The organism is Aquimarina sp. 2-A2, assembly GCF_045505135.1.
GTDB classification, from domain to species: Bacteria; Bacteroidota; Bacteroidia; order Flavobacteriales; family Flavobacteriaceae; genus Aquimarina; species Aquimarina intermedia.
On sequence record NZ_JBJKFI010000001.1, the window covers coordinates 613,621 to 637,453 of the forward strand.

The 23,833-nt window shown below is 38.6% G+C and carries 19 protein-coding genes and 1 tRNA gene; 8 read left to right on the forward strand and 12 right to left on the reverse strand.

Features of this window, described 5'->3' with window-relative positions; all coding sequences use genetic code 11:
* Window positions 1–49: 49 nt before the first annotated feature.
* From accB to pdxA, 5 genes are all read right to left on the reverse strand, one after another.
* Window positions 50–550 (reverse strand): acetyl-CoA carboxylase biotin carboxyl carrier protein, encoded by a 501-nt coding sequence (gene accB / locus ACJRPK_RS02695; RefSeq protein WP_407138325.1) that lies wholly within the window; start codon window positions 548–550, stop codon window positions 50–52.
* A gap of 33 nt (window positions 551–583) precedes the next feature.
* Window positions 584–1,579 (reverse strand): beta-ketoacyl-ACP synthase III, encoded by a 996-nt coding sequence (locus ACJRPK_RS02700; protein ID WP_407138326.1) that lies wholly within the window; start codon window positions 1,577–1,579, stop codon window positions 584–586.
* A 172-nt stretch (window positions 1,580–1,751) separates the two neighbouring features.
* Window positions 1,752–1,952: a 50S ribosomal protein L32 gene (rpmF, locus tag ACJRPK_RS02705; protein WP_148781063.1), complete on the reverse strand. Its 201-nt coding sequence runs from the start codon at window positions 1,950–1,952 to the stop codon at window positions 1,752–1,754.
* Between the two features lie 9 nt (window positions 1,953–1,961).
* Window positions 1,962–2,501, reverse strand: a complete 540-nt coding sequence (locus ACJRPK_RS02710) for a YceD family protein (protein ID WP_407138327.1) — start codon at window positions 2,499–2,501, stop codon at window positions 1,962–1,964.
* Between the two features lie 203 nt (window positions 2,502–2,704).
* On the reverse strand, window positions 2,705–3,766 hold the full coding sequence (gene pdxA, locus ACJRPK_RS02715) for a 4-hydroxythreonine-4-phosphate dehydrogenase PdxA (protein ID WP_407138328.1): 1,062 nt from the start codon (window positions 3,764–3,766) through the stop codon (window positions 2,705–2,707).
* An 84-nt stretch (window positions 3,767–3,850) separates the two neighbouring features.
* Here pdxA and ACJRPK_RS02720 point away from each other — a divergent pair, with 84 nt between their 5' ends.
* The 4 genes from ACJRPK_RS02720 to ACJRPK_RS02735 all read left to right on the forward strand — a co-directional run bounded on the left by ACJRPK_RS02720 (window position 3,851) and on the right by ACJRPK_RS02735 (window position 14,283).
* A complete protein-coding gene (locus ACJRPK_RS02720) occupies window positions 3,851–4,438 on the forward strand; it encodes a riboflavin synthase (RefSeq protein WP_407138329.1) in 588 nt (195 codons plus the stop codon).
* Window positions 4,439–4,698: 260 nt separating this feature from the next.
* Window positions 4,699–11,364, forward strand: a complete 6,666-nt coding sequence (locus ACJRPK_RS02725; protein WP_407138330.1) for an Ig-like domain-containing protein — start codon at window positions 4,699–4,701, stop codon at window positions 11,362–11,364.
* 46 nt (window positions 11,365–11,410) lie between these two features.
* Entirely contained in the window at window positions 11,411–12,334 is a 924-nt protein-coding gene (locus tag ACJRPK_RS02730; protein WP_407138331.1) for a type IX secretion system membrane protein PorP/SprF, read from the forward strand.
* A gap of 20 nt (window positions 12,335–12,354) precedes the next feature.
* Complete coding sequence (locus ACJRPK_RS02735) at window positions 12,355–14,283, forward strand: OmpA family protein (protein WP_407138332.1); 1,929 nt, start codon at window positions 12,355–12,357, stop codon at window positions 14,281–14,283.
* An 87-nt stretch (window positions 14,284–14,370) separates the two neighbouring features.
* Here the strand turns inward: ACJRPK_RS02735 and ACJRPK_RS02740 are convergent, their stop codons facing one another.
* The 4 genes from ACJRPK_RS02740 to mce form a co-directional block, all read right to left on the reverse strand.
* A complete protein-coding gene (locus tag ACJRPK_RS02740; RefSeq protein ID WP_407138333.1) occupies window positions 14,371–14,985 on the reverse strand; it encodes a hypothetical protein in 615 nt (204 codons plus the stop codon).
* An 11-nt stretch (window positions 14,986–14,996) separates the two neighbouring features.
* A complete protein-coding gene (locus tag ACJRPK_RS02745) occupies window positions 14,997–15,587 on the reverse strand; it encodes a C39 family peptidase (RefSeq protein ID WP_407138334.1) in 591 nt (196 codons plus the stop codon).
* A gap of 266 nt (window positions 15,588–15,853) precedes the next feature.
* Window positions 15,854–15,927, reverse strand: a tRNA-Ile gene (locus ACJRPK_RS02750).
* A gap of 147 nt (window positions 15,928–16,074) precedes the next feature.
* Complete coding sequence (gene mce / locus ACJRPK_RS02755; RefSeq protein ID WP_407138817.1) at window positions 16,075–16,479, reverse strand: methylmalonyl-CoA epimerase; 405 nt, start codon at window positions 16,477–16,479, stop codon at window positions 16,075–16,077.
* Window positions 16,480–16,569: 90 nt separating this feature from the next.
* Between mce and rbfA the strand changes: the two genes are divergently transcribed.
* On the forward strand, window positions 16,570–16,962 hold the full coding sequence (gene rbfA, locus ACJRPK_RS02760; RefSeq protein WP_148781073.1) for a 30S ribosome-binding factor RbfA: 393 nt from the start codon (window positions 16,570–16,572) through the stop codon (window positions 16,960–16,962).
* Window positions 16,963–17,008: 46 nt separating this feature from the next.
* A complete protein-coding gene (locus ACJRPK_RS02765; RefSeq protein WP_407138335.1) occupies window positions 17,009–18,211 on the forward strand; it encodes an ABC transporter permease in 1,203 nt (400 codons plus the stop codon).
* Window positions 18,212–18,227: 16 nt separating this feature from the next.
* Here the strand turns inward: ACJRPK_RS02765 and dusB are convergent, their stop codons facing one another.
* Window positions 18,228–19,220 (reverse strand): tRNA dihydrouridine synthase DusB, encoded by a 993-nt coding sequence (gene dusB / locus ACJRPK_RS02770; RefSeq protein ID WP_407138336.1) that lies wholly within the window; start codon window positions 19,218–19,220, stop codon window positions 18,228–18,230.
* Between the two features lie 242 nt (window positions 19,221–19,462).
* On the opposite strand from dusB, the gene ACJRPK_RS02775 reads away from it, so the two are divergent.
* Both ACJRPK_RS02775 and lepA read left to right on the forward strand, forming a co-directional pair.
* Entirely contained in the window at window positions 19,463–20,302 is an 840-nt protein-coding gene (locus tag ACJRPK_RS02775; RefSeq protein WP_407138337.1) for a phosphatase PAP2 family protein, read from the forward strand.
* A gap of 272 nt (window positions 20,303–20,574) precedes the next feature.
* On the forward strand, window positions 20,575–22,371 hold the full coding sequence (gene lepA, locus ACJRPK_RS02780) for a translation elongation factor 4 (protein ID WP_148781077.1): 1,797 nt from the start codon (window positions 20,575–20,577) through the stop codon (window positions 22,369–22,371).
* A gap of 69 nt (window positions 22,372–22,440) precedes the next feature.
* On the opposite strand, the gene ACJRPK_RS02785 is transcribed toward lepA, so the two are convergent.
* Window positions 22,441–23,262, reverse strand: a complete 822-nt coding sequence (locus ACJRPK_RS02785; protein WP_407138338.1) for an HAD family hydrolase — start codon at window positions 23,260–23,262, stop codon at window positions 22,441–22,443.
* A gap of 56 nt (window positions 23,263–23,318) precedes the next feature.
* Window positions 23,319–23,759, reverse strand: coding sequence for a hypothetical protein (locus tag ACJRPK_RS02790; RefSeq protein ID WP_407138339.1), 441 nt, complete (start codon window positions 23,757–23,759; stop codon window positions 23,319–23,321).
* Window positions 23,760–23,833 lie beyond the last annotated feature (74 nt).

Genomic DNA, 23,833 nt, shown 5'->3' on the forward strand with positions numbered 1-23,833 from the left:
TACCTGTTGACAGAATCAACAGAAAAAGCACAGCCACCTAAGAGTTGGGTTATGATGGATCTACTAAGAACAGTGGCTGGTCAAACTCTACCGGTGATGAGTCATCAACAAGTAGTTTAACAATAGTACCAGAAACTTCACTTTCGATTTCATTAAACAATTTCATTGCTTCAATGATACAAAGTACATCACCTTCTTTAATGGTATCGCCAACTTCAACAAATGTAGGTTTATCCGGAGAAGGTTTGCGATAGAACGTTCCAATAATTGGAGATTTGATAGTAATATATTTGGAATTATCCTCTTCAGCCTGACTAGCTTCTGTCGGAGCTGCAGGAGTTGAGATCGGAGCAGCTGGTGCTGGTGCCTGTCCCACCTGATGTCCTTGCATTTGTGTGTTCATTGGGATTTGTTGTAGGATAGTAGTCTCTTTACTATCTTCAGATCCTGTTCTAATGGTGATTTTGACATCATCCATTTCTAATTTTACTTCGCTAGCTCCCGACTTGGCTACGAATTTAATTAAATTCTGAATTTCTTTTAAATCCATAATATAGTGTATTGTGTTTTGTTTTGTTGTTGTTTAGGAATTATAGGCCCATTTTAAATAAATAGAACCCCAGGTAAAGCCACCACCAAATGAGGCAAATACAATATTGTCTCCTTTTTTCAGTTGCTTTTCAAAATCACTTAATAATAAAGGTAAGGTAGCAGATGTCGTGTTACCATACTTTTGAATATTCATCAAAACTTTCTTATCGTCCAAGTTCATACGATTGGCAGTAGCATCAATGATACGTTTGTTTGCCTGATGCGCCACTAACCAATCTACATCTTCTCCGGATAAATTATTGCGCTCCATAATTTTACTGCTTGCATCCGCCATGTTTGAAACAGCGTATTTGAAAACAGATTTTCCATCTTGCTGTACAAAATGCTGTTTATGAGCGACTGTTTCTTCTGACGGTGGTAAAAGAGAACCACCGGCTTCAATTTTCAAAAATTGCCTGCCTACGCCATCAGTTCGTAAATATTCATCTTGAAATCCAAGGCCTTCTTCATTAGGCTCAAAAAGCACAGCGCCTCCACCATCACCAAAAATAATGCAAGTTGCCCGATCGGTATAGTCTATTATAGAAGACATCTTATCCGCTCCAATAAGTAGTATTTTTTTGTATCTACCTGATTCAATATAACTGGAAGCAGTAGACATACCATATAAAAAACTGGAACAAGCTGCTTGTAAATCATATGAAAATGCATTCACAGCTCCTATTTGTGAAGCAGCAAATGCAGCGGTTGATGCCACGGGAAGATCTGGTGTAGCTGTCGCAAAGATAACCATATCAATCTCTGAAGGATCCAGGTTTCGTTTTGCTAATAAATCCTCTGCTGCTTTAATTCCAAGATATGAAGTACCTTTATCTTTATCCTTTAGGATTCTTCTTTCCTTAATTCCTGTACGACTGGTAATCCACTCGTCATTTGTGTCCACCATTGTCTCTAGGATAGCATTGGTTAAGACGTAATCTGGTACATAAGCACCTACTGCTGTAATAGCGGCTGAGATTTTACTCATATCTTTATTTTAGTTTCCGTGCTTAGAGAAATATAACTTCTCAAAAAGCCGTTGAAATTACTAAATTATATGCAAATATGGCGCAAAATAGTGGGATTTTGACACATATTCAACTAAAAACAAAAAAACTCTCACTTATGTGAGAGTTATAGTTTGAATTTTAACAGTTTGCTTACGCAGCTGTTTCTTCTTCTGTGTTATCAATTACGATTTGACCACGATAGTAAAGTTTTCCTTCGTGCCAATGCGCTCTGTGATATAAATGTGCTTCACCAGTAGTTGGATCAATAGCAATTTGTGGTACAGAAGCTTTATAATGTGTTCTTCTTTTATCTCTTCTCGTTTTTGAGGTCTTTCTTTTAGGATGTGCCATTGCTAAGTATTATTTATCGTTTAATAAGTTTTTTAATTTATTCCAACGAGGGTCTATTTCCTCATCGTTTTCTTTTATTGTCTTGTCTTTAGGACTAAGTTCATCTAACTTTTCAAGTACTTCAGAATTTAACGTTCCGTCTTCAACACCGGGGTGCACTCTTTTATAAGGTACCGCCAGAGCAATAAGTTCATAAATGTATTGTTGTACATTGACTTCATAAGCTCCAAAGGGAATGATCAAAAGCTCTTCGTTTTCATCATTAAACACTTCGCCAAACTTTACGACTACCATTAATTCATTATTAATGGGTAGATCAAAAGGTTCGTTAGTTACATCACAATTTACATTTACACTACCTGTTGCTGTAAATTTGAGCTCTAATAAAGTGCTTTTCTTGTTGAATTCAAGCAGAACGTCTACCGTCGCTGCATTAAATTCATCATACTCAAAATGTTCAAAGAACGTATTGTCAATTTGATATTCAAACTGGTGTATTCCTTGCTTCAGTCCAACAAAAGGGATGTTATACGCTTTTAGTTGTTTCATTTCATCATCAGTTTCAGGCCTTTGCCAAATGGGTAAAGGCGGGTGCAAAGATAACAAAAAAATATTACCAGCATACTTTTGTAAATAAAATTATATCAGAATGTTACTCGGTTGTAGTTTAGATAGATTTTACATGGTTTGCACCTTGTTTTTGACGCACTAGTAATAAGGGTGCAAAATGACTAAAATAAGTTAATATGATTTTATCTTTTACGCTGCACCGGCTTTCGCGCTTGTTTTTTTAAAGGGTTTTCAGTGAGGGTTTCATACTCACTACGTTTTTTGAAGATGGTAAGTGCAGCAAATACAGCTTCCTTAAAGGAGCCGGCATCGGCAGTACCTTTTCCGGCAATTTCAAAGGCGGTGCCATGATCAGGTGAGGTACGTACTTTATGCAATCCTGCGGTATAATTTACTCCTTTGCCAAATGATAGTGTTTTAAAAGGGATTAAACCCTGATCGTGATAAGATGCTACGATAGCGTCAAAGGTAGTATAGGCATTAGATCCAAAGAAACTATCAGCGGCATAAGGTCCGTAAACCAGTTTGTTTTCTTCTCTTATTTTTTCAAGGGTTGGCTTTAATACCTCATCATCTTCTTTCCCAATCACACCATTGTCACCACTATGCGGATTGATTCCCAATACGGCAATTTTAGGTTTTGAAATACCGAAATCCTGCTGTAATGTGTTATAGATAGTATTGATTTTATTCTGTATCAACTCCGGTGTAATAGCTTGCGCAATATCTTTGAGCGCCACATGGTCTGTGAGCAGCCCTACTTTAAGGTCATCCGTAATCATAAACATCAGACTGTCTCCGTCCAATTCTTGGTTTAAGTAATCAGTATGTCCGGGGAACTTAAAGTCTTCGGCTTGAATGCTCGCTTTGTTAATCGGCGCGGTGACCAATACGTCAATCTCATTGGTTTTTAGAGCTTGGGTCGCGGCTTTTAAGGATTTGATGGCATACGCACCAATAGCAGGATCTTCTTTTCCAAAATTAATTGAAACAGGCTCTTTCCAGACATTCAATACATTGACTTTTCCGTCGAGAATTTGAGAGGTAGTATCAATTCCATGAAGGTTAATACTGCTTTTAAGTTGTTTTTTGAGAAAGGACAGCACTTTTACAGAAGCAAAAATAACAGGAGTGCAAAAATCAAGCATTCGGGGATCTTCAAAGGTTTTCATAATAACCTCACTACCAATTCCATTGAGATCTCCAATCGATATGCCAACTCTTATTCTTTCTTCTTTCTTCATTTTAAGCGTGTTTATGATTATTTTTGCGTCTTATAATACGCATCTATTAATCGGTTCGCAAATTTAACTAAATATTTCGCAATTATGTTCACAGGGATTATCGAAGAATTAGGGAAAGTACATCAATTGGTGTCTGAAAAAGAAAATCTTCATATCACAATCAAAGCTGCGCTTGCCAGTGAACTAAAAATAGATCAAAGTGTGTCGCATAATGGAATATGCCTTACCGTGGTCGCAATTCATAATGATACCTATACAGTTACAGCAATCAAAGAAACTTTATTGAAAACGAATTTGTCTTCCCTTAAAGTTGGTGATCTGGTAAATCTTGAACGCGGAATGAAGCTCGGTGCCAGATTGGATGGCCATCTTGTACAAGGCCATGTGGATCAAACTGGTATTTGCAAAAGCGTTAAAGAAGCGGAAGGTAGTTGGTACTATACATTTACGTACAATCCGGAGCAGCGCAATGTTACCATAGAAAAAGGCTCTATCACAGTGAATGGTGTTAGTCTTACGGTGGTGAATTCAAAAGATGGAGAATTTAGCGTGGCTATTATTCCGTTTACCTACGAACATACGACGTTTAGCGCTTTAGAAACAGGCTCTATAGTGAATCTTGAATTTGATGTTATCGGTAAATATGTAGCACGTCTTCACAAAATGAAATAACATACAAGTAAAAACAAATATCCTCACGTTTTTACCTTTCTTCTATTTACGGTTAAACCGTAATAAATACCTAAATTGTTGATTTTAACATGGTTTAACTGTTAAAATTTTAGGGTATTCTGGTTAGTCAAGCGTTATACTTATACTTTTAAGCTGTAAATGTTTCCCCAAAGACATTTTCATCTAATTACCTTTAATCATAAATGCAACCCCACTTGCATGACTAAACGAAGATAATATGAACGACCAAACCTACATCTATGAGAGGAATTTTTACTATTCAAACGCTCGCGAAAAATACGCTATGGATTGCTGTATATTTTCTATTTAATTCAATTCATGTTTTAACTGCGCAAACACAAGTTTTTGCAGATTTTGTTATTAGTGAGTCCAATGTGGATGTAGCTGCAAATGCCATTGATGGAGACCTCTCTACAAAAGCAGAGATTCGTGCGTATTCAGGACGACCACTACCTTTACCGGCACAACCGGCGTATACGGGTGAGTTGGAGATGCAGTTTTCATCCTTATTGCCTGCAAATACAACTTCTTATGTTAAGATAGATACAGATGATAATCTATTTCCCGCGTTAATTGGCGGAAATTTAGGTGGCGTGTTGGCGCAAGCCTTGGGGTTAGTTCTTATAGGTGAACAAGAGTTCACCGTCGAAGCTCTAAACAATACCACCGTGGTATTGAGTGGAGATTCTGCCGTAGAAAACGATTTTGCGCAGTCCAATCTGAAGATAGTAGTAGATGCTGCCGGTGATTATTATATCGCAATTACACCTACGCTTCCATATAATCGTATTAAACTGACCAATCGACTCGGGACCTTAATTGGCTTAAATACAACAAAACGTCTCGGTGTGTACGGAGCTTATTATGTGAGTGACCCCAATAATTGCGGTAACGCAAGTTTTACATCCTATGATGGTAGTGGTCTCAATCTTGATGCTTTAACGATCGGGGGAGCCGGCGTTACAAATCCGGAAAATGTTTTGGATGGTAATGATACTACCTATTCTCAGTTGAGCCTTGGTTTGGTGGGCTTTGGAGCTTCAATAGAACAAATTGTTTACTTTGAAGGGACCTCTGTTGCCACTGATAATTTTAGTATTCGTTTGCGATTAGACCCTTCGTTAATAACGGTTGGCGTGGCAAACTCTATAACTATTAAAGGATATAACGGGGATACGCTTGTACAATCTACAGTGCTTTCCGGACTTTTAAACCTAGATTTATTAACGTTATTGCAGAGCAATCAAATAGCAACAATTCCTTTTACTCCGGGTGCTCCGGTAGATCGTATAGCAGTGGAGTTTTCTTCACTTGTGAGCGCTTCTGTTACACAACGATTAGATTTATTTGATATTATAAAAACTCCGGCACTCCCGGTAATAGCTGCTGCCTCACAAAATGTAACTATTTGTGAAGGAGCATCAGCCAGTTTGGTGGCGACAGCAAACCCAGCATCGCTGCAGTTAAAGTGGTACGACGCTATAGTAGGAGGTACTTTATTAGCTACGCTAAACTCCGGAGAATCTTTTGATACCCCTATTTTGAATGCAAATACTACTTTTTATGTAGCGACGAGCAAATCAGGATGTACAGAAGAGTCTGCGCGTCAAGCGGTGCTTGTAACAGTGCAAGCTAACACACTGGCCCCAACCTTAGTTTTGGATGCCAATATCACCAGCGATGATATCATTAATGCCAGCGAAGCTTCAGGAAATGTAATTATTGAAGGTACTGCGGGTGGAGATGCAAAAGTTAATGATGAGGTTAAATTAATAGTAAACTCAACAGAATACACAGGCTTAGTTGGAAGTGATTTTAGATTTTCTATTTCCGTTAGCGGAAGTGATCTGGTAGCAGATACCGATAAGGTGATAGATGCTTCTCTGGAAACAAGCGATGGAATCTGTTCCAGAATTGTCACTGATACGGAAGCATATCAGGTAGATATTGTCAATCCTACGGTTCCTACAGTAAACTCATTAACAACAAACGATACCACACCGATCCTCACCGGAACGGCTGATAGTGCTGATATCTTGACGGTAACAGTAAACGGCGTAACCTATACTGAAGGCGACGGAAATTTAACCGATAATACGGATAACACGTGGACACTTCAGATTCCGACAGGCAATGAAATTACTGAAGGTACCTATGATGTAGTAGCCACGGCTACAGATGCAGCGGGGAATGTTTCAAATGATACTACTACAAATGAACTAACCATCGATACAACGAACCCAACGGTTCCAACGGTTGATGTTTTAGCGACAAACGATACCACACCAATCCTTACCGGAACAGCTGATAGTGCGGATGTACTTACTGTGACAGTAAACGGGGTAACCTATACTGAAGGTGATGGAAATTTAACCGATAATACCGATGGTACCTGGACACTTCAGATTCCGGCAGGCAATGAAATCACTGAAGGTACGTATGATGTAGTTGCTACAGCTACCGATGCTGCGGGGAATGTTTCGAATGATACTACGACAAATGAGCTTGTAATCGACACAACGAATCCTGCGGTTCCTACAGTAAACTCACTAACAACAAACGATACAACACCGACCCTCACCGGAACAGCTGATAGTGCTGATACCTTAACTGTAACAGTAAACGGTGTTACTTATACTGAAGGTGATGGCAATTTAACTGACAATACCGATGGTACCTGGAGCTTACAGATTCCGACGGGCAATGAAATTACTGAAGGTACGTATGAGGTGGTAGCCACGGCTACAGATGCAGCTGGGAATGTTTCGAATGATACTACGACAAATGAGCTTGTAATCGACACAACGAATCCTGCGGTTCCTACAGTAAACTCACTAACAACAAACGATACAACACCGACCCTCACCGGAACAGCTGATAGTGCTGATACCTTAACTGTAACAGTAAACGGTGTTACTTATACTGAAGGTGATGGCAATTTAACTGACAATACCGATGGTACCTGGAGCTTACAGATTCCGACGGGCAATGAAATTACTGAAGGTACGTATGAGGTGGTAGCTACAGCTACAGATGCAGCTGGCAATGTTTCGAATGATACTACGACAAATGAGCTGACCATCGATACCACGAATCCTGTGGTTCCAACGGTTGATGTTTTAGCGACAAACGATACCACACCAATCCTTACCGGAACGGCTGATAGTGCAGACGTGCTTACCGTGACAGTAAACGGGGTAACCTATACTGAAGGTGATGGAAATTTAGTGGATAATACTGATGGTACCTGGACACTTCAGGTTCCGGCAGGCAATGAAATCACGGAAGGTACCTATGATATAGTAGCTACAGCTACAGATGCAGCTGGGAATGTTTCGAATGATACTACGACAAATGAGCTAACCATCGATACAACGAACCCAACGGTTCCAACGGTTGATGTTTTAGCGACAAACGATACCACACCAATCCTTACCGGAACGGCTGATAGTGCAGACGTGCTTACCGTGACAGTAAACGGGGTAACCTATACTGAAGGTGATGGAAATTTAGTGGACAATACCGATGGTACCTGGACACTTCAGATTCCGGCAGGTAGTGAAATCAGTGAAGGTACGTATGATGTGGTAGCCACGGCTACGGATGCAGCTGGGAATGTTTCAAATGATGCTACGACAAATGAGCTAACCATCGACACCACGAACCCAACGGTTCCCACGGTTGATGCTTTAGCTACCAATGATACCACACCAATCCTTACCGGAACAGCTGATAGTTCCGACAACTTAACTGTAACAGTTAACGGCATAACCTATACTGAAGGTGATGGAAATTTAGTGGACAATACCGATGGTACCTGGACACTTCAGATTCCGGCAGGTAGTGAAATCAGTGAAGGTACGTATGATGTGGTAGCCACGGCTACGGATGCAGCTGGGAATGTTTCGAATGATACAACGACAAATGAGCTTGTAATCGATACCACGAACCCTGCGGTTCCCACGGTTGATGCTGTAGCTACAAACGATACAACACCGATCCTTACCGGAACGGCTGATAGTGCTGATACCTTAACTGTAACAGTAAACGGGGTAACCTATACTGAAGGTGATGGAAATTTAGTGGACAATACCGATGGTACCTGGACACTTCAGATTCCGACAGGCAATGAAATCACTGAAGGTACGTATGATGTAGTAGCCTCGTCTACGGATGCCGCTGGGAATGTTTCGAATGATACTACGACAAATGAGTTGACCATCGACACCACGAACCCTGCGGTTCCCACGGTTGATGCTTTAGCGACGAATGATACCACACCAATCCTTACCGGAACAGCTGATAGTGCTGATACCTTAACTGTAACAGTTAATGGGGTAACCTATACTGAAGGTGACGGAAATTTAGTGGATAATACCGATGGTACATGGACACTTCAGATTCCTACAAGTAATGAAATCACTGAAGGTACGTATGATGTGGTAGCTACGGCTACAGATGCAGCGGGGAATGTTTCGAATGATGCTACGACAAATGAGCTTGTAATTGACACCACGAACCCAACGGTTCCAACTGTTGCTGCTTTAGCTACCAATGATACCACACCGATACTTACCGGAACGGCTGATAGTGCAGACGTGCTTACCGTGACAGTAAACGGGGTAACCTATACTGAAGGTGATGGAAATTTAGTGGATAACACAGATAACACGTGGACACTTCAGATTCCGGCAGGTAGTGAAATCACTGAAGGTAACTATGATGTGGTAGCCACGGCTACGGATGCAGCGGGGAATGTTTCGAATGATACTACTACAAATGAACTGACCATTGACACCACAAACCCAACGGTTCCAACTGTTGCTGCTTTAGCTACGAATGATACAACACCAATCCTTACCGGAACAGCTGATAGTGCAGACGTGCTTACCGTGACAGTAAACGGGGTAACCTATACTGAAGGAGACGGAAATTTAACAGATAATACTGATGGTACCTGGAGCTTACAGATTCCGACAGGCAATGAAATCACTGAAGGTACTTATGATGTAGTAGCTACGGCTACGGATGCAGTTGGGAATGTTTCAAATGATGCTACGACAAATGAACTGACCATCGACACCACTAACCCAACGGTTCCAACTGTTGATGCTTTAGCGACAAACGATACCACACCAATCCTCACCGGAACGGCAGATAGTGCTGATACCTTAACTGTAACAGTTAATGGGGTAACCTATACTGAAGGTGACGGAAATTTAGTGGATAATACAGATAACACGTGGACACTTCAGGTTCCGGCAGGCAATGAAATCACTGAAGGTACTTATGATGTAGTAGCTACGGCTACAGATGCAGCGGGGAATGTTTCGAATGATGCTACAACAAATGAACTGAACATTGACACAACGAACCCTGCGGTTCCTACAGTAAATGCTTTAGCGACAAACAATACAACACCAATCCTTACCGGAATAGCGGATAGTGAGGATACCTTAACCGTAACATTAAACGGTGTCACTTATACTGAAGGTGATGGAAATTTAGTGGATAATACAGATGGTACCTGGACACTTCAGATTCCGACAGGTAACGAAATCAATGAAGGTACGTATGATGTGGTAGCTACGGCTACGGATGCAGCTGGGAATGTTTCAAATGATACTACGACTGACGAAATTACTATTACTTCTGGTACTGTTGAAGCACCTATTGTAGTGATTGTAGAGGATGTTAATAATGATGGATTTATCAATCAAACTGAACTGAATGGTGCTATTGATGTAACCATCACGTTACCTGCAGGAGCGGTAGTTGGAGAAACTGTTACTATCAATGGAACACCGCAGACTATTACAGCTTCTCAGGAGGCTGAAGGTGAAATACGAGTGACCTATAGTAGCCCCGGTGAAGGGAATACCTTAACTGTAATTGCTACTTACACAAATGCTACTGCCGTAACCAGTGCGGAAGGACAAGATGAAGCAATTGTTGATACAACTATGCCGATAACGCCGACAGTTGATGAACAAGAAACATCGGATACCACACCGTTGATAACCGGTACTGCTGATTCTGATGATGATCTGATGGTAGAAGTTGATGGAGAAATGTATCATGAGGGCGATGGAGATCTAGTTGACCATACAGATGACACTTGGTCATTACAGATTCCAGATAACAATGAATTAGATGAAGGAGTGTATGATATCGTTGTTGAAGCGATTGATACTGCCGGCAATGTTGCTACAGATCAAACTACTAATGAAATTACGTTAATATCAAAAGCTGCATCTCTTGTTACTGATTTGGGTATCACAAAAGAGGTTGATAATATGAATCCTTCTATTGGTGAAACAGTTGTATTTACCATTACCGTTCAAAACCTTGGACAGACCACGATTAATAGTATTGAAGTTAGTGAAGTAATTCAGAGTGGATTTACTTTCTCTAATGCTAAGGCTACTGATGGGGACTATGATTTAAGCAGTTCACTGTGGATGATCCCTACGCTGGAGCCAAGTGTAAATGCGGTATTGACAATTACTGTAGAGGTTAATGAATCTGGTGAGTATTCTAATACTGCAATTGTTCAATCTTCTATTCCTGCAGATGAAGATACTACCAATAATAGTTCAGAAATTGAACTGGAAATTAGCTGTCTTAGGGTATTCAATGAATTTACTCCGAATAATGACGGATCTAATGATTTCTTGAGAATTGATTGTATTGAAAAATATACAGAATCGACATTTGAAGTGTATAACCGATATGGAAATTTGGTATATCAATCACAAGCATATAAAAATGATTGGGACGGTATGTCTAATGTGAGTGGAGTTGTTCAAAAAGGAAAAACTTTACCTACCGGTACTTATTTTTATGTTCTGAAAGTGGATCCTACAGCTAAAGAAAAAACCGGATGGATTTACATCGGAAGATAATTTTGTAAAACGTAATTCCTTAATCGCTCAAAACCAATTTTTATTTATGCATTCGATAAAATGTTATCAACTGATACTTCTACTTTGTGTTGCTTTGTATGGCATGGTTTCTCATGCACAACAGTTACCACAATACACACAGTATATGTATAATACTATGAGTATTAATCCAGCGTACGCCGGGTCAAATGATCGTATCGAAGCTTCCTTATTACATCGCTCGCAATGGGTAGGTATTGATGGAGCACCTCAAACGCAGGTATTGACCCTTAACGGAAAGTTTTTTGATAAGATCGGACTTGGTTTTAATATTTTTAATGATAAAATAGGACCTTCAAGTCAAATTGATATAAATTTTGCTTTTTCGTACCACTTAAAGCTTAATGCTACGGTAAAACTAGGATTAGGTGTTAATGCCGGGATGGATGTATTGTCTATTGACTGGTCCAAGGGTGAAATTTACGAAAATGAAGATTCTATCTTTAATGAGAATATAAGTAAGCTTCGTCCGATTATAGGAGCGGGAAGTTACATCTTTGGTGAACAATGGTATGCCGGAATTTCAGCTTCCAACTTTATTAAATCTCAACGATATGACGATAATGAAGAGATATTGGTAGAGCGATCGGTACATTATTATTTACTGGGAGGATATGTATTTCAAATTACTCCACAATTAAAAATGAAGCCTGCAACCATGGTTAAACTAACTGAAGGTGCTCCGTTTACGTTTGATATTTCTACAAACTTTTTAATTCAGGAAAAGTTAACCTTGGGTGCATCTTATAGATTTGACGATGCGGTAAGTGGGCTGGCTGGATTCCAAGTCAGTAATACATTTTATGTAGGATATGGCTATGATTATTCGATAAGTAACTTAAGTAAATATAACAGCGGATCTCACGAAATCATTTTACGCTATACACTACATGATCGAAAGCGTAAAGCACGATCTCCAAGATTCTTTTAACCTTAAAACGATCATTTCTAATGAAAAAAATAGTACTACTTGTTGTTATACTGTTTCAAATTACCGCTTTTGCCCAGAGTAATCGCAAACGAGCTGATGGCTATTTTGAAGATTTTAAATTTAAAAAAGCAATTGTATATTATGAGCGGGCAGCCTCTAAAGGTAAAAAAGTTGATCCAGAGGTCATGAAAGGATTGGCGGACAGTTATTTTTATGTGACAGAGTATAAAAAAGCCAAAGAATGGTATGAGAAACTTTATGCTGATGACATTGAAGCTGTCGATGAGCCTGCTTTTATTAGATACATCCAGAGCCTGAAGGCATCCAAAGAGTACGAAACTGCCGACGCATTGATAAAGTCGTACTACAAAGATAATTTGGAGCGTATGCGACTCATAGAATTTCAACAGCAGCGCTTAGATAGTTTGTTAGCGAATGAACCACAGTTTAGAGTCGAGAATCTGCTGGTTAATTCTAACAAATCTGATTTTGCACCGGCGTATTATGAGAACAGCATTGTGTTTGCCTCAAGTCGGGATACGACTAAGTTTATGCAACGTAATTATTCTTGGAACAATCAACCTTTTCTTGACCCATACATAGCGATGATTGATCAAAGTACCGGTCAGTTACGTAATACCAAAAAGTTTCTTGAGAACATGGATTCCTCATTTCATGAAGCGACCATGACTTTTTCTTCTGACTTCAAAACCGTATATTTTACACGTAACTATGCCACTAAGCGCAAATTAAAGGTGAATAAAAACGGGATTTCTAATATTCAAATCCTAAGAGGAACGATAGAAGATGGTAAAATTACCAATGTAGCATCCTTAAATTTCAATAGTAAAGAATATTCTTGTGGGCACCCATCTTTATCCTCTAGTGGAACGCATCTTTATTTTGCCTCTGATATGCCTGGAGGATTTGGCGGTAGTGACATCTATGTGTCCGAAATTAAACAAGACGGCAGCATGGGAACTCCTATCAATTTAGGGTCATATATCAACACGCCGGGAAGAGAAATGTTTCCTTTTGCAATAGGAGAAGATCTTTATTTTTCATCCGATACCCATTATGGATTAGGAGGGCTTGATATTTTTAGAGCTGGACAAAAGTCTATTACTAAATATACGATGCCGGTCAACTTGGGAAGACCTATAAATAGTAATATGGATGACTTTGCCTATATCGAAAATGAAAGTGTAGCCTCGGGCTATTTCTCATCAAACAGAGCCATGGGCAAGGGAGATGATGATATCTATTATTATGAGCTTTTAGCACCTAAGGCGTATCAGTTATATAGCGGACAAATTATGGATAAGGATGCTAACAGTCCGATTCCCTTTGCAACCATAAAAGTATATAATGAGCGCAATGTGCTAGAGAAAGAAATTGTAGCCAACGATAAAGGTGAATATAGTCTCAAATTACCTTTAGAATCAGAGTATACAATAATGTTTACAAAACCTGGCTATACACAGCATACCAGTGTGGTTAAAACAATGAATACACCCAATCTGGAGTCGAAACAAAATCTGGTACTTTTGGTTTCATTTGATCAATTTGTCATCAAAGAAGGAAATGTTGAAAAGATCAAAGTAAACCCTATATTCTTTGAGTCATTTAAATATGGTATTACTCCGCAGGCAGAGGTGGAATTAAAGAAGATTATTTTAGTAATGAACAGTTTCCCAAATATTCGTATTCGTATAGAATCTCATACGGATAGTAGAGGGCCGGACTTAATGAATTATAAGTTATCCAACCAAAGAGCACGTTCTACCTATGACTATTTAATTGCCAATGGTATTGACCCTTCACGTATTGAAAGCGCTATCGGATATGGCGAAACCGAATTGAGGAATTATTGTATAAACGGGGTAAAGTGTACTGAAGATGAACATCTGATCAATAGAAGATCCGATTTTATTATTGTATCAAAGTAATTGGCATTAAGACGATACTAACACTATATTGAAATGAAATTAGTGTTAGTATCGTCATTTTTTTATCTAAAGATACTCGTATATTCCTTAATTAGGGACATCCTCTCCCCCTTTAATAGTTTTAGCTAATTCGGCAAAGATTACCGATGCCGGACGTGGTGTGACATCTTTTTGATCATAAGAAATAGGAATTAGGTTTAATAGTCCGTCAACAACAATTCCTGCGTAAGCGACATTAAGTGCCGGCACTCTTATGAGTCGCATTTCCCGGTCTGCTTGGGATTCCTTTTTAAGCCCCATAAATTCTTTTACAAAAGGAATTTTTCCCATACCGGTTGTTTGATATTGTTCGTTTCGTTTATTAATCATTATAAAGGTTTCAACTTCATTAGTTTGTTTATTTATTAAGGGAATGGTAACAAAATCCATCATTGAAACTAATTCATCAGGGCTTTGTTGTTCATTATATCTTTGCAGTGCATTTAATTGTACACCATAATGATAAATAGGTTCATCAATGATTATCTGTTCTAATGCTTTTGCAGACGATAACCCATAATAGGTGTAATTTTCAGCTGTAATTACACATCTAAAATTTTCTATCGTTGTTTGCGAGAGCTCTGAGAAATCAAAATCTTGTCCGTTCATAGTTTGATACACAAAGCCGGTTATACATATGATTGTAATTAGTAATTTTTTCATGATATCTTTTTTTAACGAGTGGGTATAATTGCGTAATAATCATTCCAGTGAGAAGACCCTGGATTTCCGGCAACGTAGGCGTCGTATGTTATGGTATAGGAGCTGCCAACATTTACTGGTAAGGGATTGTGAACGTGCAAATATTTCTCACCATCACATTCCCCAACAGAATAACCAACAATAGTGACCATGTGTCCACTGCCACCTGCCCAATGCCAGGTGTACGTGAAAGGACGATCTTTACAATCAATCTCTCTTCTTATTTGATCCCAGGTTAAAGCAGCGTTAACAGTATTTTTGGAGGTGAAATTATATTTACTGAACTCTGGCCAACCACCTGTAACGCAGGTTGAAGGTGTTGGTGAATTGCAGCAATTTGCCATTCCAAAGCGATTATTTGCCTGAGTACATTGAGCTACGTTGTTCCCCAAAAAATCCATACACATTTGACCGCTGGCTGCCCAGCACCATTGACCGGTTTCTTGAGGCCAGAGTGTTACAGGAAGCACCCTGGAATCAGCAAAACGTGTGCAACAACTAGTTGTCATACCTAAAATGCAACCTAAGAGGAGTAACATTTTTATTGTTCTTTTTATGTCCATGATGTAAAATTTTAGTAAGTATTCGAATGTTTTAAATTCAAATTTAAACAATTGATATGTAGTGTGTTAAGGATAAAAAACCCTTTTTACACAGTGTTTTCCCTTTTTTTAAAGGCGAACATGGTAGTAGGTTTCTAGACGTGGAAGTTCTTTACAAGGAGCAGTGTGCTATAGATTATTAAAATTACAGACACTCTATTCCTAAAGGAGAAACGAAGAATAAAAAAAGAGCTGTGAAGCATAAACTTCACAACTCTTTATAGAAGTGGTCCCACTTGGGCTCGAACCAAGGACCCTTTGATTATGAGTCAAATGCTCTAACCAGCTGAGCTATGGGACCTAAAACGGAGCGCAAATTTAAGAATTAGATAGATACACGCCAAACATTTTCTGTACTTTGAGTACAATTTTTTTATGGGCACCACTTAAACTTTTAAAATCAATGGTTTAGTGTGCGAATCAAAAGGTTTCTTCGTTCGAATTGATATTATTTTGATATTTCCTGACACAATTCAATCAATACACCGTCCGAGCTTTTGGGATGAATAAAAGCTACAAGCTTGTTGTCTGCACCGCGTTTTGGCTCTTCATTGATTAGCTGAAACCCTTCGTCTTTCAGACGTTTTAACTCTTGTTTGATATCCGAAACATCAAAGGCTATATGATGGATGCCTTCTCCTTTTTTGGTTATAAATTTTCCAATTGGTCCATTCTCATCAGTGCTGGCCAAAAGTTCAATTTTACTCTCGCCTACCTGAAAAAAGGAAGTAGTAACCGCTTCACTTTCCACCACTTCTTTTTTGTAGGGGGCAACTCCCAAAAGTTTTTCATAAAGCTTATTTGCTGTGTCTAAATCTTTGACAGCAATACCCAGGTGTTCAATTTTGTTTATATGATTCATGTGTTTATATTTCACTGAGGTAAAATTACGATTATTATCGTAGACATACATCTTCATCATATTAATATGTATTTTTGCATTATGGAAACAAATAGACAGAAAAAAATAGGAGGAGTTTTACAGCGAGATATCGCAGATGTGATTCAGCAAGCCCTACGTGATGCGGGAGTTCAAGGGATTTTGGTTTCTGTAACCAAAGTTTCTGTGACCACTGATCTTTCAATAGGTAAAGTGTATATGAGTGTTTTTCCACATGCCGAAGGAGATAAAGTATTAAAGGAAGTTAACTCAGTAAAATCACAAATTAAGCATCAAGTGGCTTTACGTACTAAGCATCAGCTACGTCGTATGCCGGAATTATCTTTTTTTATTGACGATTCTTTAGAATATATTGCAAATATCGAGAAAGCAGTTAAAGGGGACGATAACCCATTGCAAAACCCGGATTTGTTAGAGCGCCGTAAGAAAAAATAGAAGTATTTATATGGCCTATACCCAGTTACAAAACTTTTCTTAGAATTTGAAAATATCACTTTACATCGCAAAACGCTATTTATTTTCTCCGGGAAGTAGTAACGCGATTAATATTATAACAGGTATCGCCGCTATGGGCGTAGTGATTGGAGCATTGTCATTATTTCTCGTTCTTTCGGGATTTGCGGGGCTTAAGGATTTCAGTTTACGATATACTTCCTTTTTCGATCCTGATCTCAAAATCTCTCCGTCCAGCGGAAAAACACTTGATTTAACACCAAAGGATCGTGAGCAACTACAGGCTATAGAAGAAATTGCTAGTTATGCTGAGGTAGTGGAAGAACGCGTGTTTTTGGAGTATAAAAATAAACCTAAGACTGCATATATAAAAGGAGTAAGTGAATCCTATGCACAGGTCATAGCTCCCGATAGTATTTTAATTTACGGGGATTGGCTGGGCAAAAATGATTTTCAGATTGTCGCCGGTAATGGGATCAGCAGGGAGTTAGGAATGGGAGTGGAGCGTACCTATACTAATTTTTTGGGAATTTATGTACCAAAACCCGGTAAGGGAATTCCAAGTGATGCTTCAAAGGCTTTTAGAAAACAACGTGTGGTTCCTATAGGAATTTATAGCGTGAATGAGGAGTTGGATGCAAAATATGTGTTTTCAACTATTGGAATGGCACGTAACTTATTAGCGTTGTCAGAAAATCAGGTTTCTGCAATCGAAATCAAATTAAAAAATGAGACAGGAGAGTCCGAAGCAGTAACAAAGCTGGCTGCTATTTTTGAAGATCGTGCTATTATTAAAAACAGAGTTCAACTCAATGAGACTTTGTATCGTATGCTAAATACCGAAAACTTAGTTTCTTATCTGGTGATAACATTAATAGCTGTCATAGCTCTGTTTAATGTTGCAGGGGCAATCATTATGATGATTATTGATAAAAAAGGGAATATCAAGACGCTTTATAATCTAGGAACCTCTTTACCCGAATTAAAGAAAATATTTCTTTACCAGGGGTTATTAATGACGGTATTGGGAACCATACTTGGATTATTTTTAGGACTCATTTTAATCCTTGCGCAACAGCATTATGGATTACTGATGATTACACCAAACCTGGCATACCCAACACGAATTACTCCCTTAAGTTTTATCGTTGTATTTCTTACGATTACCACGATAGGTGGTGTTGCCTCCTATCTTGCCTCAAGTAGAATAAATCAAAAGCTTTTACGATAAGTATATTAGTAAGAAATTAGGAGAAAACAAAGTCATTAAATTTTTCTTCAATTTCTTGAAACACATCAAATACATCTTGCGATGCATCATTGGTAACCATTTTGGTTCTGTATTCTTTAAAATGCGGAATTCCTTTAAAATAATTGGTGTAATGACGTCTGGTTTCAAACACTCCCAATTTTTCGCCTTTCCAATCAATGGCCATTTGCAAATGCCGTCTGGCAGCGTCTACACGTTCTTGAATAGTAGGTGGTGGCAGATGTTCACCGGTTTTGAAATAATGTTTTACTTCTTTAAAAAACCAAGGATATCCGATGCTTGCTCGTCCGATCATAGCACCATCCAAGCCGTACTGATCCCGCATTAACATGGCACGTTCAGGGGTATCGACATCACCGTTTCCAAAAACCGGTATGTGCATTCGTGGGTTATTCTTTACTTCGGCGATGGGAGCCCAGTCTGCCGATCCCTTATACATCTGTGCGCGTGTTCGACCGTGGATAGCAATAGCTTTTGTCCCCACATCCTGAAGTCGTTCTGCTACTTCCACAATTTTGATTGAATCATGATCCCATCCCAATCGGGTCTTTACGGTGATTGGTAAGTTGGTATGTTTCACCATCGCCTCGGTTAGTGAGACCATCAAATCGATGTCTTTTAAGATTCCGGCACCGGCGCCTTTACTCACCACTTTTTTTACAGGACATCCAAAATTGATATCAATAATATCGGGATTTGAAGCTTCAACAATCTCAACTGATTTGAGCATGGATTCTAAATTTGCACCAAAGATTTGGATACCTACCGGACGCTCTTTTTCATAAATATCTAATTTCATGACACTCTTTGCAGCATCACGAATCAAGCCTTCAGAAGAGATAAACTCAGTATACACAACATCAGCTCCCTGTTCCTTACAAAGCGCTCTAAAAGGTGGATCACTTACATCTTCCATGGGTGCTAATAGCAACGGAAATTCACCTACATCAATATCACCTATTTTTGCCAAATCAAATTCTCTTTAGTTTATACCTAGATACACGACTGTCTTTTGTCTTTGTTTCATCAAACAACTTAAACATACAGCCATTATCCCGCAAAAATACAAATATTCAGGAAGACTGCGTATAAAATCTCTTTTCCGAAAAACTTAACAATTCCTCTTAAAATGGTGCAAATTAACAAGTACTTGTGAGCTTTGATTCTTAAAAACACGCAGTTTTGTACCTACATACTTATAAAACAAATCATATGCCAATTAAAAACCTGCTTATTTATACGTTATTCTTTTCATTTTTTTATGGAGCTGCCCAAACAGATTCTCTTCTTGTTGAAAAGAAAGAAAAACAACATTTATATAATTACAATTTCAAATACGAACTTCCGATAACTGCGGTAGCTGCCGGAGTTACTTTGTTCAACTTCACAAAAATTTATAGCAAAGATAGAGTGCCGGATGAGCGGGTAATGCGCATAGACCGTAATGATGTCAATCGATTTGATCGAGGTGCTGCCGGTAATTTTGATGAAGATGCCGAAAAAATAAGTGATATGATTTTTTATGGATCAGTTCCTGTACCATTGCTTGTCTTTGGGATCGATCCTAAAATTAGAAAAGATTATTTACGTGTTAGTCTACTATATCTACAGGCAATGTCATTTACCGGAGTAGTCTATAGTAGCTCCCATCAGCTTAATGATCGACGCAGACCTTATGTGTACAATACAGAGTTAGATATCTCTGAGAGAACACGAGGGGCCTCTCAAAATTCATTTATTGCCGGCCACCCTGCACTTGTAGGTACGGCAACGTTTTTTATGGCTAAGGTATATGCAGATTATCATCCGGATTCAGCCTTTAAATGGGTTATGTATGGATTAGCTGGTGCTTCTACCTATGCTACTGCACATTTAAGAGTAAAGGCCGGGCAACATTTTCCTACAGATGCAATTGTAGGAAGCGTGGTTGGCGCGGCTTCAGGTTTTCTGGTTCCTTATTTTCATAAAAATAAATTGTTTAAAGATCCTAATCTTGGGTTAATGCCTATTACAGGTGAGTATCACGGCTTAAGTCTATCGTATACCTTCTAAACTAACACAACATAACACTACACTCTCACCGGATAGCGAATTATTTTTACTGTCCGGTTTTATTTTTAGTCATGTTTAGATTAAATCAGTATCTTATAACATAAATGAATTGCGTCTGATGATCAAGATGCTATGAAATCGATTATATTTGCAAACTGAAAGATCAGATAGTATCACAGCTTTTTGCTGCGGCAAATATTTTAATCGGATCTATACGTAACATACATCACTAGTTCAATGTATCTGCATTAAACCGGTGTAATTAGAGAAGGATGAAGAACATAAGAAACTTTTGTATTATAGCACATATCGATCATGGTAAAAGTACGTTGGCTGACAGGCTTTTGGATTTTACCGGATCTGTTACCGCTCGTGAGGCACAGGCACAGTTATTAGACAGTATGGATCTTGAACGCGAACGTGGAATAACAATCAAGAGTCATGCAATCCAAATGGATTATACCTATAAAGGGGAGCAGTATATACTCAACTTAATTGATACACCGGGACACGTAGATTTTTCCTATGAAGTTTCCCGTTCAATTGCGGCTTGTGAAGGTGCTTTGCTAATTGTTGATGCAGCCCAGAGCATTCAGGCACAAACTATATCAAATTTATATTTAGCACTGGAGAATGATCTTGAAATTATACCAGTGTTGAATAAGGTAGATTTACCTAGTGCAAATCCTGAAGAGGTAACCGATGATATCGTCGATCTTTTAGGTTGCGATGCTTCGGATGTGATACCTGCCAGTGCAAAAACCGGTATTGGTATTGAAGAGATTCTTACGGCAATTATTGAGAGAGTTCCTGCGCCAAAAGGCAATCCGGATGAATCGTTGCAAGCCTTAATTTTTGACTCTGTGTATAATCCTTTTCGTGGTGTTGAAACCTACTTTAGAGTAATGAACGGAGAAATTCGTAAAGGACAGCAAATTAAATTTGTCGCTACCGGTAAGAGTTATTTTGCAGATGAGATCGGTACGTTAAAACTTAAACAAGTTCCGAAGCAGGTTATTAAAACAGGTGATGTTGGTTATTTAATAACAGGAATCAAAGATGCCAGAGAGGTCAAAGTAGGAGATACAGTAACAGATACAAAAAGTCCAACCAAAAATGCAATTGGGGGCTTTGAAGATGTTAAACCAATGGTTTTTGCAGGGATTTATCCTGTAGACACAGAAGATTATGAAGAACTACGTTCGTCAATGGAAAAGCTTCAGTTAAATGATGCGTCTTTAGTATTTGTCCCTGAAAGTTCTGCGGCACTTGGTTTTGGGTTTCGATGTGGGTTCTTAGGAATGCTGCATATGGAAATTATACAGGAGCGGTTAGAGCGTGAGTTTAATATGACAGTTATCACAACGGTTCCTAACGTGTCGTATCATGCCTTTACCAACAAAGAACCCGATGAAGTTATCATTGTTAATAACCCATCGGATCTGCCGGAACCTTCTACACTAAACAGAGTTGAGGAACCCTATATTAAAGCTACTATTATTACAAAATCTGACTTTGTAGGTTCTGTAATGTCGTTGTGTATTGAAAAACGAGGAGAGATTACAAATCAAACCTATTTAACCACTGAGCGGGTCGAATTGAGCTTTGATATGCCTCTTGCCGAAATTGTTTTTGACTTTTATGATCGTTTGAAAACAGTTTCCAAAGGTTATGCTTCGTTTGATTATTCTCCTATTGGCTTACGTGAATCCAAACTGGTAAAAGTTGATATTCTATTAAATGGAAATACGGTAGATGCACTGTCTGCATTATTACATAAGGATAATGCTTATGAAATAGGAAAGAAAATCTGTGAGAAGCTAAAAGAGCTTATCCCTAGACAGCAATTTGATATTCCTATACAAGCGGCTATTGGAGCTAAATTTATAGCACGTGAAACAGTGAAGGCGTTGCGTAAAGATGTAACAGCAAAATGTTATGGTGGAGATATCTCACGTAAGCGTAAATTACTGGAAAAACAGAAAAAAGGAAAGAAACGTATGCGTCAGGTAGGTAATGTAGAGATTCCGCAAGAAGCCTTTATGGCCGTCTTAAAGCTGAATGATTAATTCTTAAGTAAGGTTAACATTATAGAAAAGCTGTTCTAGTATGTGCTAAAACAGCTTTTTTAATTTATTTTAAATGGCAGCTTGTGTTGTAAGCTTTGCCTCCAATACTTTTTCCAGAATGCGCTCTACACCATAGTTATCGTTACTCTCGGTACTATAGTTGGCGGCTTTAAGGATATTGGGATGTGCATTTTTCATCGCAAAACTATAGGTTGCAGCCTCCATCATCTCCAAATCGTTATTGTAATCTCCAAACACCATCGTTTGCTCGGCGGTTATATTTAGAAGTTTTTGTAATTTTTGAAGAGCGTTTCCTTTATTAGCTTGAGAATGGGAAAGATCCAGCCAGATTTTACCGGATACTTTTACTTTTAATTCCCCTTCCAGATTTTGCAATTGTGGATATACATGCGTTTCGGTACCATTGATATTACAAATTGCCAGCTTTAAAATTTGGTCGTCTATCTGAGTCAAATCTTCTATAATCTTGTAGCGCTCATAAAACTCTGAAAATAACTCAAGAAATTCAGGACCATGGTCATTTAAGTAAGCTGTTTTTCGTCCGCAAACAATAAGTTGCGAACCTTCTATTTTTTGAATCTGCTGTAGTAATTCAAGATATTTTTCCTTCTTGATTTCGATAACACCCAGCTCTTTATCTTGATGCATTAGCAAAGCTCCATTTTCTGCAATGAAATATAAGTCCTTTTTAATAGAATTCAATTTATGGGCGAGACTATAATACTGTCTTCCGCTGGCGGCCACAAAGGTTACACCTTGAGCTTTAAGAGCGTGATATACGTCATAAAATCTAGCGCTTACCTGATCTTGAGAATTAAGTAAGGTGCCATCCATATCGGTGGCGATAAGCTGTATTTGGGATAAATCCATAGGCGTTTTAGATAGAAGCACAGAGAAATGAAAAAATTAAAGATGCTCTATAGTAATTAAAACCAATTAGACCATGGAATTCTGGATAACATAAGAACTGCAGCTATGGTATAAAAAATGGCTAAAGTCTTCAACTTAGGTGTCGAAGTCAGTTTTTTCTTATGTTTTGAATAACCGATAGTGATAAACGCAATCATCAAAATCATAATTAAAGGATGCTCTACGTTGTACAATCTTAAGGTGGCGTTTTTCATGATTTCGCCCATAGAGTGCGTTCCCGAAAACCATACTACCAGGGGCGATACAAATAATAAAACAATACCGATAAGCAATTGAATGTGACTTGTAATTAAGGCGAATAAAGAGATGCGAAAATCTTTTGGGGTATATTCACGTTTACTAATAACACCGGTGATCGCATTGATGGTTGCTAAGAGCACTACCAGGACTACCAGATAGGCCCAATAGGAATGAAGAATTTGAATAGCTTCGTACATAGTTGATATAATTTTACCCAAAGATACTCATATTGCATAAAAAAACCTCACTCGGTAAGAGTGAGGTTTTAAAG